This window comes from Leptospira kemamanensis, from assembly GCF_004769665.1.
Classification (GTDB): Bacteria; Spirochaetota; Leptospiria; order Leptospirales; family Leptospiraceae; genus Leptospira_A; species Leptospira_A kemamanensis.
The window spans coordinates 45349-58488 of the sequence record NZ_RQGG01000007.1 but is presented as its reverse complement, the minus strand read 5'-3'; the positions used below and the strand labels follow the sequence as shown (position 1 = coordinate 58488).

Sequence of the window (13140 nt, the reverse complement as noted above, 5' to 3'; positions counted from 1 at the left end):
TTTTGGGATTCCCTTACACTCTCGTAACATTAGTATTTTTATCGATGTTGCCCGTCACAATGATTGTGCCGGTTGTCAAAGACGTTGTGAAAGATAGATTACTCGGCTCGAATTGGGAAGTCGCTTATTTCACAAGCATACCAATGTTAGGTTCCTTTCTTTTCGCGCCAGTTGCGGGAATGATTTCAGATCGTTTTAAAAACAGAAAGTATTTCATCAGTTTTTTCTGTTTTTTAGACGCTGGTTTATTTTACCTTCTAACTATCATTAAAGACATGGATTTATTTTTGTTCATTCGATTTTTAGAAGGTGCCTCCCATATCTTCATCATAGGTTTACTCTTAAGTTCTGCTGCAGACCAAGAAAATGATCCTAAAAACAAAAGGTATTATGGCAAAGGAATTCTTATGGGAATCACGGGAATGTTTTTATCCCTTGGTGGAGCCTTTGGAATGCCACTCGGAATTTTAGGAAGGAATAATCCATTATTACCATTTTATGTGGGGTCAGGGATTTTAGTTTTTGTTGGAATCGCTAGTTTTTTTATGTTGAAAGACAAAGGAATTCATAAGGTCAAAGATTTTAAATTAGCGGACTTAAAAAATGCTATTTTTGAAAACCCGTTTCTTTTTGTTCCTTTCCTCTTCAATTTTATTGATCGTTTTACTGTTGGATTTATCATCTCTTCATTAAATCTCCATTTAAGAGAAACTTTGGCCTTCCATCCAGGAATGTTAGGTGTATTTTTAGGACTCGTGTTATTTCCAATGAGTTTATTGTCTTATCCTTCCGCTTTACTTTCTCGCAAAACAGGCGTTTTACCACTTGTACTTGTTGGTTCAACAATTTACGGAGTGTTTTTGGGAATGTCAGGAACTACGAATGATTTTTGGTATTTATTTCTCTTTCTATTATTATGCGGAATTGGAGCGGGTGTGATGTTTGTTCCATCCATGATGTTAGCCAGCAAAATGTCAAAACCAGGCCTCACTGCGACCACCATGTCTGCCTTCACAGGTGTGGGTTCCCTTGGATTTATGTTAGGCCCACTCGTTTCAGTTCAGATGCAGTCCGTTTTTGAAACCTTATTGCCTAAAGAATATAGTTTTTCTGCCCTTTCTTTCTTTTTTGGATTTTTAGAGATAGGTCTTGTTTTTATGACAATTCCATTTTTTAAAAAGATTTTGAGTAAAATGAACAGAATCGATGAAGAAAGAGAAAAGATTACACTTGCCAATCCCGATCCCATCCTGTAGAATTTCTCCTAATCCATCTTAGGAAAGGTTTATGTTCAAAAGATTATTGATTCTTGGTACACTCGCTTCCGTGTTATTCCTTGTTGCTTGTTCCTCTGGAAACAAAGTACAAGCAGGAAGTACAAAAGTTCATCCCCACACAGCACTTCGCAAACTGGAAATTGATATGATCAAAGTAGGAGACGGTTTGGTGAAAACAGAAGCGGTTCTTGGCAAACCAACGGAAAAATCAATCGATCCAAGTGGCACTGTGATGACATGGTACTTTGCAGAAGACCGTGATGTTCCTGAACAGTACTACACTCTCAAAGAAAAACCAGACACAGTGGAAAAGTTTTTAAAATTAACATTTGATCCAAAAAACAAAATCACTGCAAAAGACTTCAAACTATAAAATCAAGGTTCTTCCGACTCTTGATTCAATTCTTCGTCGGTAGGAGCAGGGAATGGAAAACCAGGGAAACTTGGTTTTTCCTTTCCTTCAAAATCATCATCTAACACATCGATGGTGGTAAATCCTAATAAAAAATCAAACGCTTCTGCGACATTAAATCCAAGTCTCGCACCACCATAGACTCCGCCTACAATCTCCATATTCCAAGAATATCCAGGTGGATAACCAAATGGTTTTAGGTCTTCTTTGGGAAGGTAAATTAAAAATTCTTTTTGGCCAGTGCTTGCAACAATGTCTTTTGTGAGTTCTCTTCGAAAGTATTCTTTTTTACGAGCCTTACGATCTTTGACTGGATCATAAAAATAAGAGTAATAACGCATTTTATAACTTTTAAAATTGGCTCTTTCCTCATTGGTGAGTGGAATTCCTTTTTTATCCACAAGCCAATTCCCTTTTGCATCGAGAACTGGTAATCCAGAATGGAAACTTTCACCACCTAAGATACCGAAGACGAGTTGTTGAGAATGATACCCACCAATTTCGCCACCACGAATTCCGATCCCCCGGCCTAAATCACGTTTCCCCATTTCTGATTCACCACCTTGGAAAACAAAACCGATGGGGATAGGACCCACTTTCAAAGCGGCACCATACATCGGAGTTTCGACACCTACGGTGAAGATATCCTTAAAATCATTTTTACGGTTTTTCCAGTAAGTTGCGCAGTTCATAAAAAAGAAAAGGCAAATGATGAGGCTCGTGAAACGCATTCTTTTCCAATTTTTTTCATTTTCTACTTTTCGGAATCAAAAAAACAAACTTTTTGGGAAGATATGGCTTCTTTTGAAGATTTTCCCATGATTGAAGTGAAAAAAATGAACGAAACAGAGGTTCGCCTCTTTAGTTTGCTCTTCAATCTTTTGCGTGAACCCAAAGGAATTAGTTTCCAAAAGTTTCGAATCATTATGCCACGGTTTTATAAAAACGAAGACATTGAATCAGATCGAAAAAAACTCTATCGGGATCTCAACCAATTAAAAAGCCTTGGATTCAATATCAAAGTAGCACAATACGGATACCAATCGGAAGATTTTTTCCCCTATTACATCGAAAAAGAATCCATTGATCGTTCCTTAAAATTTTCGAAAGAAGAATTGGAGTATTTATCCAAGTCCCTGTATGCAGCAGAATTAACCAAAGAACTTGTGAGTTTGTCGCAAAAACTTTTTTCGTTTCATTTGGATTTGATTCCCAATGGTTCCAAACAAACACTAAAGTCAGAATCCGATGAAAATTCGGTGGATACATCCAATACAGAAAAAATCCTGCAAGCCATCAAAGACAAACGTGCCATCACCATCGTGTATGGATATGATGAAAAAGAAAGAACCATTGAACCATATCGTTTAGTTCGCAAACATACAACCGACTTTTATGTGTTAGCCTATGATCGAGGAAAAAAATCCTTACGAAGATTCATCCTTCCAAAAATCACAGTCAAAAAGGAAACCAAAGAAGAGTTTTTTTCCAATCTAAAAATCACAAATGAAGATTTAAACTTCCACCCACTTTCTCTGAAAACGCATCCCGAAATGGAAATCCTCTTTCAAATTCATCCTGAGTATGAAGACCGTTGGAGGTCTTTTTTAGAAGGTGCCAGATATGAAATCGTGGATCATCAGTATAAGGTTTTCACTACCAACCAAAATGCGCTTTTCCAATTTTTTGTCATTTTACCAGAAGCACTGGTAGAAAGTAGTTCCACTTGGAAAGAAAAGTTTGCAAACCATTTACAGGAATGGGAAAACTTATACCAGTTCGTTTGATAACCCTTTGACTCCCATTACCAAATCTTTATACTTACAATTTTTAAAATGCCAAAACTCATTTCATTTGATTCGGGAAGGAGTTGTCACTAAACCAACCACGTCTTCGTTTGGTGGTTATTTAGAATGGGGTGATTTCTTAAGTTTATGCAAAAACCAATTCCCTAATTCTCCTACGATTGAAAAGTCACCTAACAGAGAAGAAGGTTTTGCACAATCTTTGGCACTCATCTCACAAAACATTTCTCATTTCAGTGCCCAACTTCGATACCAAAACTTAGTTTGTAGTGTTGAGTTTTTGGAATATGATACAGAAAGAGATGGATGGATTCTTTGGGACTTTCGTCCGATTGGTTCCATCAAACAAGACATCTTACGATCTTTTTTCTTTTACAAACAAGTGGCAGAAGGCATGGGATTACGTGTTCTTGGATTTAAGATCATCCGAATCCAAACCAAGTTTGTTTACAAAGGTGGACCAATTCTCCCCGAAGACTATCTACTCATAGAGGACATGACCCCTCGGATGGAATCAGAGTCTGGAATTCGCACAGAAGAATGGAACAAATTCCAAAACGAGATTCAAAAAACATCCGAACAATCTGTTCACTATTCCTTTTTGGAGAACAATCCGAGTTGTCGTTCCCTAAAAACATGTTTGTCACCATCTCATTGTGCAAAAGGAAAAGAAAATGCGAAAGAGATTTTTGACTACCGAGATAGTTCTGAACTCGCAAAACAGTGGTTTGCAACAGGATACACTTCGTACGAATCTGTGCCAGATGGAGAACTTTCTCCCATCCAAAAGATCCAAAAAGAGGCCCATAAAACAGGGATGGTCCATTTTGACAAAGAAGCTCTCTCCCAATACCTTTCTAATGTGACAAAAACCGTTGCATTTCTTGATTTTGAATCAGTAAACCCATACCTTCCGATATATCCGGACACAAAACCCTTCCAACACATACCTTATCTGTATTCCCTTCATATTTGGAACGGCGAAACAGATACACTAGTCCACAAAACATACTTACACGAAGACATTGGAAGTGACCCGAGACAGTACATTTTGTCCCATTTGCAAAATGACCTTCCCAAAGACATTACGATCTTTTCTTTTAATGATTTTTTCGAAAAACTGATCATCCAAGAATCCGCAAACGTTTACCCAGAATACTTAGAATTTTGGGAATCAGTCAAATCGATGTTTATCGACCTCGCCTTACCTTTCAAAAAACTTTGGATTTACCATCCAATGCAGAATGGAAAGGCATCTCTTAAGGAAATCCTACCCTGTTTCAGTAAAGAAAGCCATATTGGGCTTACGATTCGCGAAGGACAGGATGCCAATTACCAATATTTGAGATTGATAAAAAAGCAGGTGACAACCGAAGAAAAAAAACGTGTTTTGGAGGATTTGATAGCTTACTGCAAATTAGATAGTTATGGTTTGTTTTTAATCTATAGAATGTTACAAGAGAAATTATCGGTTATTTAATGTTAGGGTTCAAAAAATCAGTCGCACAACTTGTCTTTTCATTACCCGAGAATTGGATAGCCACTCTCACACGTACTAAGGTCCAAGACGAAACCAATGTTTTGGATCCGCGTTGTGCACTCGCCTGTAACATCGCAAGGTTCCTTCCCAAAATGGAACATATGAGTCCCGAAAAAGCGAGAAAACACTTTCGGGACCAAATGAAACTCTTCGCTGAAGACGAATTTCCCATCGCGCATATCGAAGACAAACTCATCCCCACACCCAGTGCTTCTTTCATTCCGATCCGTGTATATAACGCGAATCCCCAAAAACGAAATTTACCTACGATTCTTTTTTTCCATGGTGGTGGACTCACAATTGGGAACTTGGACACCCATGATTCCTTTTGCCGGAAATTGTCTCATTACACCAAAAGCATTGTCATAGCAGTTGATTACCGTTTAGCGCCGGAACACCCCTATCCTGCTGCCCATGAAGACGCATGGCTTGCTTACCAATATGTTCGCAATTCTGCTTATATCTTCGGTGGGTCACCAAAAGCCATCGCTGTCTGTGGAGATAGCGCAGGAGCCCTTCTTGCCACTACGCTTTGTCTTCGTGCGAAAAAAAACAATGTGCAAGCTCCGATTTACCAAGCCCTACTCTATCCAATGCTCGACACTTCCAAGGAATCAGAGACCTACGAACTCTTTGGTGAGAACTATGTCCTAACCCGGTCCCTCATGCGTTGGTTCATTCAAAATTATCTGCCTCAGACCAAGGATAGAAGCCTCGTTCAAAATTCTCCCGTTTTGGCAGAAACCAAAGAATTAAAAGGTCTTCCTCCCACATACATCGGAATCGCTGGGTTTGATCCTTTACGAGAAGAAGGGGAGACCTATGCCAAACACCTCCAAACAGCGGGTGTGAAGGTAGAAGAACGCCATTTTCCAAACCTTGTCCATGGCTACATCCAATTATCAGGACTCATCCCTAAGGCAAAAGAAGCAGAAGAGGACCTATTTCAGTCCCTATTACGATTTTTTTCGCAAATAAAAATCTAACTCACTTCCATTCAAGAATCGACACAGAAAGATTCGATACTATAAAGGACAACATCTAGAGGTATGTCATGATGCTACGATTTTCCATCCTACTCTGTACTTTCCTTGGTATGACTGCGCTTTTCGCAGAAAAACCTGCTTCCGCCACTTTAAAGGAACGGGAGACCCAAAAACAAATCGATCTACAAAGGAAAAATGGTTTTGGTGATAACGAAATTGATACCCTTCACGCCAGTATCATTGAAAACCTTCGTAAGATGAAAAAACTCCAAGAGTTGGGTGTGGACAAAACGGCAGCACAATACCTAGCGCAAACTCCACAAGAACACAAAGAACTCTATAAAAAAGATAAAGATGGTAAACCTTACTTGGAAATCAAACTCCCACAAGGACAATCTTATATCGATTATCCAACTGTGTTTTTATATGATGGAGTTGCTTATATCTATCCTAAAGAAGACTTTAGTGACTTAGACAAAATCATTTTAGCATTTCGCCGAGTGAATGCGGATGGAACCATCCACGTAAAAGAAATGCGTAGACTCATTAACCCAACTCCAAGATCAGAAAGCCCTGAAAAAGACGATAAAGGGGAAGCAAAACTCGATACAAACTCTGATATCCGTTTGGAATACTTTCGTTCCTTAACTTCTGATACCATTTGGCCAAACGATCCTGTGCAACCAGCAGAAGCGGACATTGCCATGGTGTTAAATGATGAAAAAGATCCACTTCCGTATGACAAACAAAAACACATTATGATGTCTTACAAAAAGATGTTACGTAAAATTTCAAAACAAACTGCTTTCAAATTACGTAGTATTGAATTGGATCAAAAACAAATGATCACAAAAATTTTGGATTTTAATACAAACTAAACGTTTCAATACGTAGAGAACATTACCTCAAGACTGTTGTTTTTCCCTTCGACTCATGAGGAGCTGCGAAATCGTTTGCTCCTCAGTCACATACTTCCTCTTTAAATACGACAAAGCATTATTGATAAAACGAGGGACTTTTTTCTCGGCATCTAACAAATCCATTTTGGTTAACATCAATTCGTCGATGGTAGCCAGAGCCAAATTTCTTTGGCTCTGGTGTAATTCAAAATCATCCTCGTCTTCTACAATCATGTTTTTTCTTGGAACCGATTGGCGGCTTCCACTCCTCTTTCTTCATCTACAAAAAAGTTAATGAGTAACGACAAAAAGTAAAAGAAGGCAACCACCAAGAAGGCATTTCGTAAACTCATCAAGGTTTGGATATAACCGAATAAAAAGAGCCCTGCCGCAGCTGCAATTTTACCCGAAAGTCCCCACATCCCAAAAAACTCACCTGACTTAGACTCAGGACTAAAAATTCCAACGAGTGCTCTAGAAGCAGATTGAGTGGAACCAAGCCCCATTCCTGCAAGAGAAGAGATAAATACAAACACCCATTGCACAGTCCAATTTTTACCAAGTGTTTCATTGGCAAATGTTGTGAGGTCATGCACAAAATAAATTAGAGCACAAGTCACAAGCCAAAGAACAAGCGTTAAATTGAAAGTCTTTTTAGCTCCAATGCTATCTTGGATCACACCAAATGCAAGGGCACCAATGGCTGCTGCAATTTGGATAAAGATAAACATGGCTTGTTTGTGTTCTGACTGAATATGAATTTCTTGAGAACCATAAATAAAGGCAAAGGAAATGACAATGGCAAGGGCGGCCATGGTAAAAAACAAAGACACAAGATAAACCATCAAATCTTTGAAGTGGCTTGCATCTTTAAGAGTTTGCACTACTCGATCTTTTCCAATTTTGAAATAGTTTACCTTATGTGAGACGCCAAGTGGAAGGTGAGGTTCTTTCAAAAAGAGAAATGTTGGTATGGCTGCGATGAGAAAAAAGATCGCCGTGTAAGGACCAACTAACTTTAAGTTTTCGAAATTGTCTAAGGTATAATCACCTAGTGTAGTAGCAAGAGCTACCGAACCAATCCCACCAAAGTAACCGATCCCCCAAGCGTATCCTGAAATTTTTCCTAAGTCTTCTTTGGAACCGAGGAAAGGTAAAAAACTGGAAGCGAAGTTTTCGCCAGACGCAAAGAAAAAATTAGAGAAGGCAATGAGAACCATTCCAAGCCAAATCATTCCTGGTTCTACATAATAGAGTAAAAAAGTCGCAACGACGCAACCAATGTAACTCAGAAATAAAAATAGTTTTTTCTTGGAACTATAGTCGGTGATTGCTCCAAAGATTGGTCCCGTGATAACAACAAATAAATACGAAGCCGCAAGTGCAAAGGCCCAGAGTGTATTCCCCATTCGGAACGGATTGTCCGATCCCACTTCTTCGGGAACAACAAGTCTTGTGAAAATCTCACAGTAAACGACGCTAATGATCACGGTGGTGTAAGAAGAATTCGCAAAATCGAACATACACCATCCAAAAATTTCACGGTTTTTTTTCTTTTTAGCTTCCGGGTTTTTGTCTTTGGACATAGGGGGTTTTAGAATTTTCCTTGGTTGAAAGTAATTAAAGAGTTTCCCTCCCTTTCGTAAATCTGTCAAATGATTAGTTCAGGTATGGATCCTTTCGATTTAAATTCCCTCATGAGACCCAAACGGGTCTGTTTATGTCGAATGGTGACGGAAGAAGATTTAGTCCGTGCCATCCATGCGGGTGCCGTAACCATGGAACAAATTAGAGAAACAACAAGAGCCTCAACCGGCTGCGGGACCTGTTCGATGCAGGTCTACCACATCCTCCAGCGCGAATTGCAGAATCTCTCCCGGAGGAAAATTTCATGAAATTATCGATTAATATGGCGATGACCCTGGACGGAAAAGTCGTTCGCCCTGATGGCCGTTGGTATGGCCTCACTTCCAGTGAAGACAAAACCCAAATGGACGTCTACCGTTCCCAATCTGATGCCGTTCTCATCGGTAAAAACTCCATCTTAAACGACAATCCTATCGTCAAAATCCGTGCGGTTCCGAACGCTTTGAACCCAAGACCCGTCATTCTCGTCCGAAAAGGAACCCTTCCCCCAGACAAACATGTATTCGAAGAATCCGACCACATCCCCCTCGTGATCTGCACAAAAGCCAATTTAAAAGAAATCAAAACCAGTTTGGAAAACAAAGCAGAGATCTTTGCTTTGGATTCGGATGACATTGACCCGAAAAAAGTGACAGGGATCCTGAAACGAAAAGGGTACAAAAACGTCCTACTCGAAGGTGGCCCCAAACTCAATTTTTCCTTTTTGGAAGCAGACCTTGTCGACCGCATTTATCTCACAGTTGTCCCCTATATCATCGGAAAAACAGGTCTTGCCGGGATTGCGGATCGAACTTCCGAACTTCCAGGTTTTGACAAACAGAATTGGACCTTAAAACAACATTTTGCCAAAGGGAACGAAATCTTTCTCGTGTACGAAAAATCTTAAGAAAATTTCGAATTTTTGGATTGACCCGTTTCCCCATCATTAAATAGTTTGATATTAAACTATTTAGCAATAAGAGGTTCTATGTTTTACAAATTAATCGCAACCAACAAAGACATCACTCTCACGATCCTTCGTGTGACACTTGGTCTTGTCATTCTCCCACACGGCGCTCAAAAAGTTCTCGGAGCTTTTGGCGGATACGGATTCGAAGGAACCATGGGATTTTTTACTGGAATGGGAATTCCTTATGTATTAGCTCTTCTTGCCATCATCGCTGAATTTTTTGGTGCCATTGGTCTCATCCTTGGACTTCTAACAAGAGTGGCAGCGTTTGGAATTTTTTGCACCATGCTTGCGGCAACAGTTCTAGTTCACCTACCAAATGGCTTTTTTGCAGACAAAGGTGGTTATGAGTTCCATATCCTTACGTTTGGACTTGCGATTCCATTAATCATCAAAGGGGCGGGATCGTTCTCTTTAGATGATGTCATCGCACATAAAATTGAAGGATAATCAAAACTTTGTTGGTTAAGACTAACTAATAGTGTTAGCCAAACTTTTACCTCTCTGATTCCTTGTCTTAAATCCATTGATAAGGAATCGGAGATGACTCAAATCAATCTAGCTACACTCCAAACATTACTTCCAGAAGCAAAATTTCAAAATTCCGAAACAATCAAGAATGTAAACTTCATTGGTCTTACTTCCTTAACACTTGCTGGTCCTACTGACATATCCTTCGTTGCTTCCAAAACCTTCGTAAATGAAGCAAAAGCATCCAAAGCATCTTTACTTGTTGTATCTTCTGAAACTGCTGAATCTCTCAGCGACAAGACAATCGTCGTTGTTCCGAAAGTGGAACTTGCCACCGCTAAAATCATCCGTTTATTTTTCCCTGAAAAACAACCTTCCGGAAAACGAAGTGCAAACATTGCCATTGATCCAAGTGCGAAAGTAGGATCGAATACAGACATCGGACATTTTGTATCCATTGGCAAAGACAGTGTCATTGGAAACGATTGCATCATTGAAGATGGAGTGAAAATTGGTGACCGCGTTCAAATTGGGGATGGTGCCCGCATTGGAAAAAACTGTGTATTCTTTGATGATACCATTGTGGGAAAACGATTCATCGTGTTTGGTAATTCCACCTTTGGTGGAGATGGATTTGGTTTTGTGTTCGCCGAAGGTAAACACAATAAAATTCCACAAGTAGGAAGAGTGATCATTGGTGATGATGTAGAAGTGGGAAGTAATTGTACAATTGATAGAGGTGCCTTATCAGACACTACCATTGGCAATGGATGTAAATTTGATAATATGGTTCACATTGCTCACAACTGTAAGGTGGGAGATCATGTGATCATTGCAGGCCAATCAGGTCTCGCAGGAAGTGTGACCTTAGGAAACCATGTGATCATCGGTGGAGCTTGTGCGATTAGTGACCACATAACTCTTGTGGAAGGAACCATCATCGCTGGTGGATCAAGCCTTCGCACTTCCCCAAAAACAAAAGATGTCTATGTGGGTTGGGATTTAGGACTCACCTTCCCTGAATTTCAAAAATACCGAGTGAACATCAAAAACATTGTGAATCTCAATAAATGGCTGAAACGAATTGAAAACATTGAGAAAAAAGTAGGAATGGACGTAAAAGAATCTTAAAATTCCCGTATCTATTTTTTATAACTTCACAGCCAAACAAAAAGCTGTGAAGTTATCTTACAATTATCTCATTTTGCCTATTTATATCGTATAGGTCTCCAATTCAATATATGACTCACGATACAGCGGGACTGCCTGAGTAAAGAGTCTGCACTGAATCACAAGTCAATCTCCACTTAATTTTCCTTTGTATATTTTCACTTTTCCGATGCGGATTGTTTGTTTTTTTTCTTCCTTGATTCGATAGGCATATCCATCAGGAAAGGTTTGGGTGATATACATTTTACTCTGCTTGTTTAAGTCTTTTTTCTTTTCTTCTTCTGAAAACACAGTATCGTTTATTTCGATTGTTCTCATTTCTGCAACGCAAGGAGAAATCCAGCGTATGGAAGTCCGAATATAGGAATTTGGATAAATCCGATAATTAATATCTTCAGTTTTATTTCGAACTATGATCACTTCTCCAAATTTGCTATCGTAGATAAAAGTACCTGAATGGAATTTTTGACATCGGTTTTCTTGGTTCAAGGGAAGAATTTGTTTTGAAATGAAACAGAAAACTAACAACGTGAACAATAGATAAAAATTCATTTATTTAGAATGTATACTCCTGCAGATTTTATGATCCATCTATCGTTTCAAAATTTACGATGCCGAATCCAAATACAATTGTACTCGGGAATTGACATCTTCTATAATGATCGGATCAGGGAACGACACAGAATTTCCTTCCAGATCGACCCATTGGAACCCCACTCCTTCTTTTTTCAGAAGGCTCAAATAAAAGATGGGTGCTGGATTACGACGATTTCCTTCCATTCCACCTAACCTGAGTGTGATTGATCCCATATCAGAGACCACCCATTCAAATTCCTCACCTTCCATTTTGGTTTTCCACCGAATGGGAAAAACAAGTTCAGAACTTGGATCAAAATTTGTTTGCTGATCTGAGTTTGGATATTTCTCGGATAACCACTTGTAGGCGATGATCGAAAATTCTTTTAAAATCGGCAAATCGTTTAAGTCAATTGAGTTCATGGTTTGTTTTTTCTATTTTCGATTTTGTTTTTTTGTCAGAGATATTTGTGAAACCACATTTAAGATTCTATTTCGTTTGATCTTCTTTTAAACGCAATTTTGCTTGGTCCCAAAAACGATCCAGTTCCTCTAGGGGATAATCTTTTAAGGTTTTGCCAGTTTGTTCAACAAGTCCTTCTACGATACGAAACCGAGTTTCAAATTTTTCATTGGCACGACGAAGACAAGTTTCTGGATCAATCGAAAGTTTTCTTGCTAAATTCACGAGTAAAAAGAATAGATCACCTAACTCATCTTCCACGCGTTCGTCATATTTTAATTTTTTAGAAGTAAGGGAACCATGTTTTTGCAGTTCCGTATCTAATTCCAAAATTTCCTCTTGGAATTTTTGAAACACACCAGAAACCGTTGGCCAGTCAAATCCTTGTTTGGTGACCTTGGATTGGATTTTTTCTGATCTTTGGATGGCAGGCAGAGCTTTTGGAATTCCCGCAAGAACACTTGTGTCCGAATCCTGAGTTCCTTTTTTCTCTTTTTCCATTTGTTTCAATTGGTCCCATTGGGTGAGAACTTCCTCTCCGCTCCCAATTCCCGTTTTCGTTCCATACACATGAGGGTGGCGATACACCAATTTTTGGAAAACATCGTTTGCCACATCTTCAAAGGTGAATGCCCCTCGTTCTTTGGCGAGTTGGCTATGGAAGGTGATTTGGAAGAGTAAGTCCCCGAGTTCTTCCCGAAGGTGGTTGTCATCCCCTCGTTCAATGGTATCCACCACTTCGTAGGTTTCTTCTAAGAGATGGGGAACAACGGACAAATGGGTTTGTTCCTTGTCCCAAGGACAACCTTCAGGGCTACGTAAGTCCGAAGTGAGTTGGAGTAGATTTTGGATGGGTGAATCAAAATTAGGAGGGTTCACTCGTTGTATTTTTCCCGATCCACCCGGGAAGCAAAGGCAAATTTTATCTTGCGAAAGCCCCCCCCC

The 13140-nt window shown here is 39.4% G+C and carries 16 protein-coding genes; 10 read left to right on the top strand and 6 right to left on the bottom strand.

All coding sequences use genetic code 11. From position 1 onward, the window contains the following. The first annotated feature begins 2 nt into the window (after positions 1 to 2). Both EHQ59_RS01530 and EHQ59_RS01525 read left to right on the top strand, forming a co-directional pair. Positions 3 to 1256: an MFS transporter gene (locus EHQ59_RS01530; RefSeq protein ID WP_135617390.1), complete on the top strand. Its 1254-nt coding sequence runs from the start codon at positions 3 to 5 to the stop codon at positions 1254 to 1256. Positions 1257 to 1287: 31 nt separating this feature from the next. Next, the gene (locus EHQ59_RS01525; protein WP_135617389.1) at positions 1288 to 1650 is read left to right on the top strand and encodes an LIC13410 family lipoprotein; all 363 of its coding nucleotides are present in this window, start codon (positions 1288 to 1290) and stop codon (positions 1648 to 1650) included. 2 nt (positions 1651 to 1652) lie between these two features. Here the strand turns inward: EHQ59_RS01525 and EHQ59_RS01520 are convergent, their stop codons facing one another. Next, positions 1653 to 2420 carry an LIC13411 family adhesin gene (locus EHQ59_RS01520; RefSeq protein ID WP_135617388.1) on the bottom strand — a complete coding sequence of 256 codons (768 nt, stop codon included), beginning with the start codon at positions 2418 to 2420 and terminating at the stop codon, positions 1653 to 1655. Positions 2421 to 2483: 63 nt separating this feature from the next. Here EHQ59_RS01520 and EHQ59_RS01515 point away from each other — a divergent pair, with 63 nt between their 5' ends. The 4 genes from EHQ59_RS01515 (at position 2484) to EHQ59_RS01500 (ending at position 6898) form a co-directional block, all read left to right on the top strand. Continuing rightward, the gene (locus tag EHQ59_RS01515; protein WP_135617387.1) at positions 2484 to 3476 is read left to right on the top strand and encodes a helix-turn-helix transcriptional regulator; all 993 of its coding nucleotides are present in this window, start codon (positions 2484 to 2486) and stop codon (positions 3474 to 3476) included. Beyond that, positions 3430 to 4974: a DUF2779 domain-containing protein gene (locus EHQ59_RS01510; RefSeq protein ID WP_244245317.1), complete on the top strand. Its 1545-nt coding sequence runs from the start codon at positions 3430 to 3432 to the stop codon at positions 4972 to 4974. The genes EHQ59_RS01515 and EHQ59_RS01510 overlap by 47 nt, the downstream gene beginning before the upstream one ends. Next, positions 4974 to 6020, top strand: coding sequence for an alpha/beta hydrolase (locus EHQ59_RS01505; RefSeq protein WP_135617386.1), 1047 nt, complete (start codon positions 4974 to 4976; stop codon positions 6018 to 6020). The genes EHQ59_RS01510 and EHQ59_RS01505 overlap by 1 nt, the downstream gene beginning before the upstream one ends. Before the next feature lie 68 nt (positions 6021 to 6088). Next, positions 6089 to 6898: an LIC13212 family protein gene (locus EHQ59_RS01500; protein ID WP_135617385.1), complete on the top strand. Its 810-nt coding sequence runs from the start codon at positions 6089 to 6091 to the stop codon at positions 6896 to 6898. Positions 6899 to 6925: 27 nt separating this feature from the next. Here EHQ59_RS01500 and EHQ59_RS01495 read toward each other — a convergent pair whose 3' ends face one another. Continuing rightward, positions 6926 to 7153 (bottom strand): hypothetical protein, encoded by a 228-nt coding sequence (locus EHQ59_RS01495; protein ID WP_015677408.1) that lies wholly within the window; start codon positions 7151 to 7153, stop codon positions 6926 to 6928. Next, positions 7150 to 8505, bottom strand: coding sequence for an MFS transporter (locus EHQ59_RS01490; RefSeq protein WP_135617581.1), 1356 nt, complete (start codon positions 8503 to 8505; stop codon positions 7150 to 7152). Before EHQ59_RS01490 ends, EHQ59_RS01495 begins: the two co-directional genes overlap by 4 nt. 69 nt (positions 8506 to 8574) lie before the next feature. Here EHQ59_RS01490 and EHQ59_RS01485 point away from each other — a divergent pair, with 69 nt between their 5' ends. The 4 genes from EHQ59_RS01485 to lpxD all read left to right on the top strand — a co-directional run bounded on the left by EHQ59_RS01485 (position 8575) and on the right by lpxD (position 11117). After that, positions 8575 to 8814 (top strand): (2Fe-2S)-binding protein, encoded by a 240-nt coding sequence (locus EHQ59_RS01485; protein ID WP_308192264.1) that lies wholly within the window; start codon positions 8575 to 8577, stop codon positions 8812 to 8814. Further along, positions 8811 to 9452, top strand: a complete 642-nt coding sequence (locus tag EHQ59_RS01480; RefSeq protein WP_135617384.1) for a RibD family protein — start codon at positions 8811 to 8813, stop codon at positions 9450 to 9452. The genes EHQ59_RS01485 and EHQ59_RS01480 overlap by 4 nt, the downstream gene beginning before the upstream one ends. A gap of 81 nt (positions 9453 to 9533) precedes the next feature. Next, positions 9534 to 9965 (top strand): DoxX family protein, encoded by a 432-nt coding sequence (locus EHQ59_RS01475; protein ID WP_135617383.1) that lies wholly within the window; start codon positions 9534 to 9536, stop codon positions 9963 to 9965. A gap of 93 nt (positions 9966 to 10058) precedes the next feature. Then, a complete protein-coding gene (gene lpxD / locus EHQ59_RS01470; RefSeq protein WP_135617382.1) occupies positions 10059 to 11117 on the top strand; it encodes a UDP-3-O-(3-hydroxymyristoyl)glucosamine N-acyltransferase in 1059 nt (352 codons plus the stop codon). 165 nt (positions 11118 to 11282) lie between these two features. Here the strand turns inward: lpxD and EHQ59_RS01465 are convergent, their stop codons facing one another. The 3 genes from EHQ59_RS01465 to mazG form a co-directional block, all read right to left on the bottom strand. Then, entirely contained in the window at positions 11283 to 11474 is a 192-nt protein-coding gene (locus tag EHQ59_RS01465; protein ID WP_135617381.1) for a hypothetical protein, read from the bottom strand. A 288-nt stretch (positions 11475 to 11762) separates the two neighbouring features. Then, a complete protein-coding gene (locus EHQ59_RS01460) occupies positions 11763 to 12155 on the bottom strand; it encodes an LIC_13241 domain-containing protein (protein WP_135617380.1) in 393 nt (130 codons plus the stop codon). 67 nt (positions 12156 to 12222) lie between these two features. Continuing rightward, complete coding sequence (gene mazG, locus EHQ59_RS01455; protein ID WP_135617379.1) at positions 12223 to 13074, bottom strand: nucleoside triphosphate pyrophosphohydrolase; 852 nt, start codon at positions 13072 to 13074, stop codon at positions 12223 to 12225. Positions 13075 to 13140: the final 66 nt, after the last annotated feature.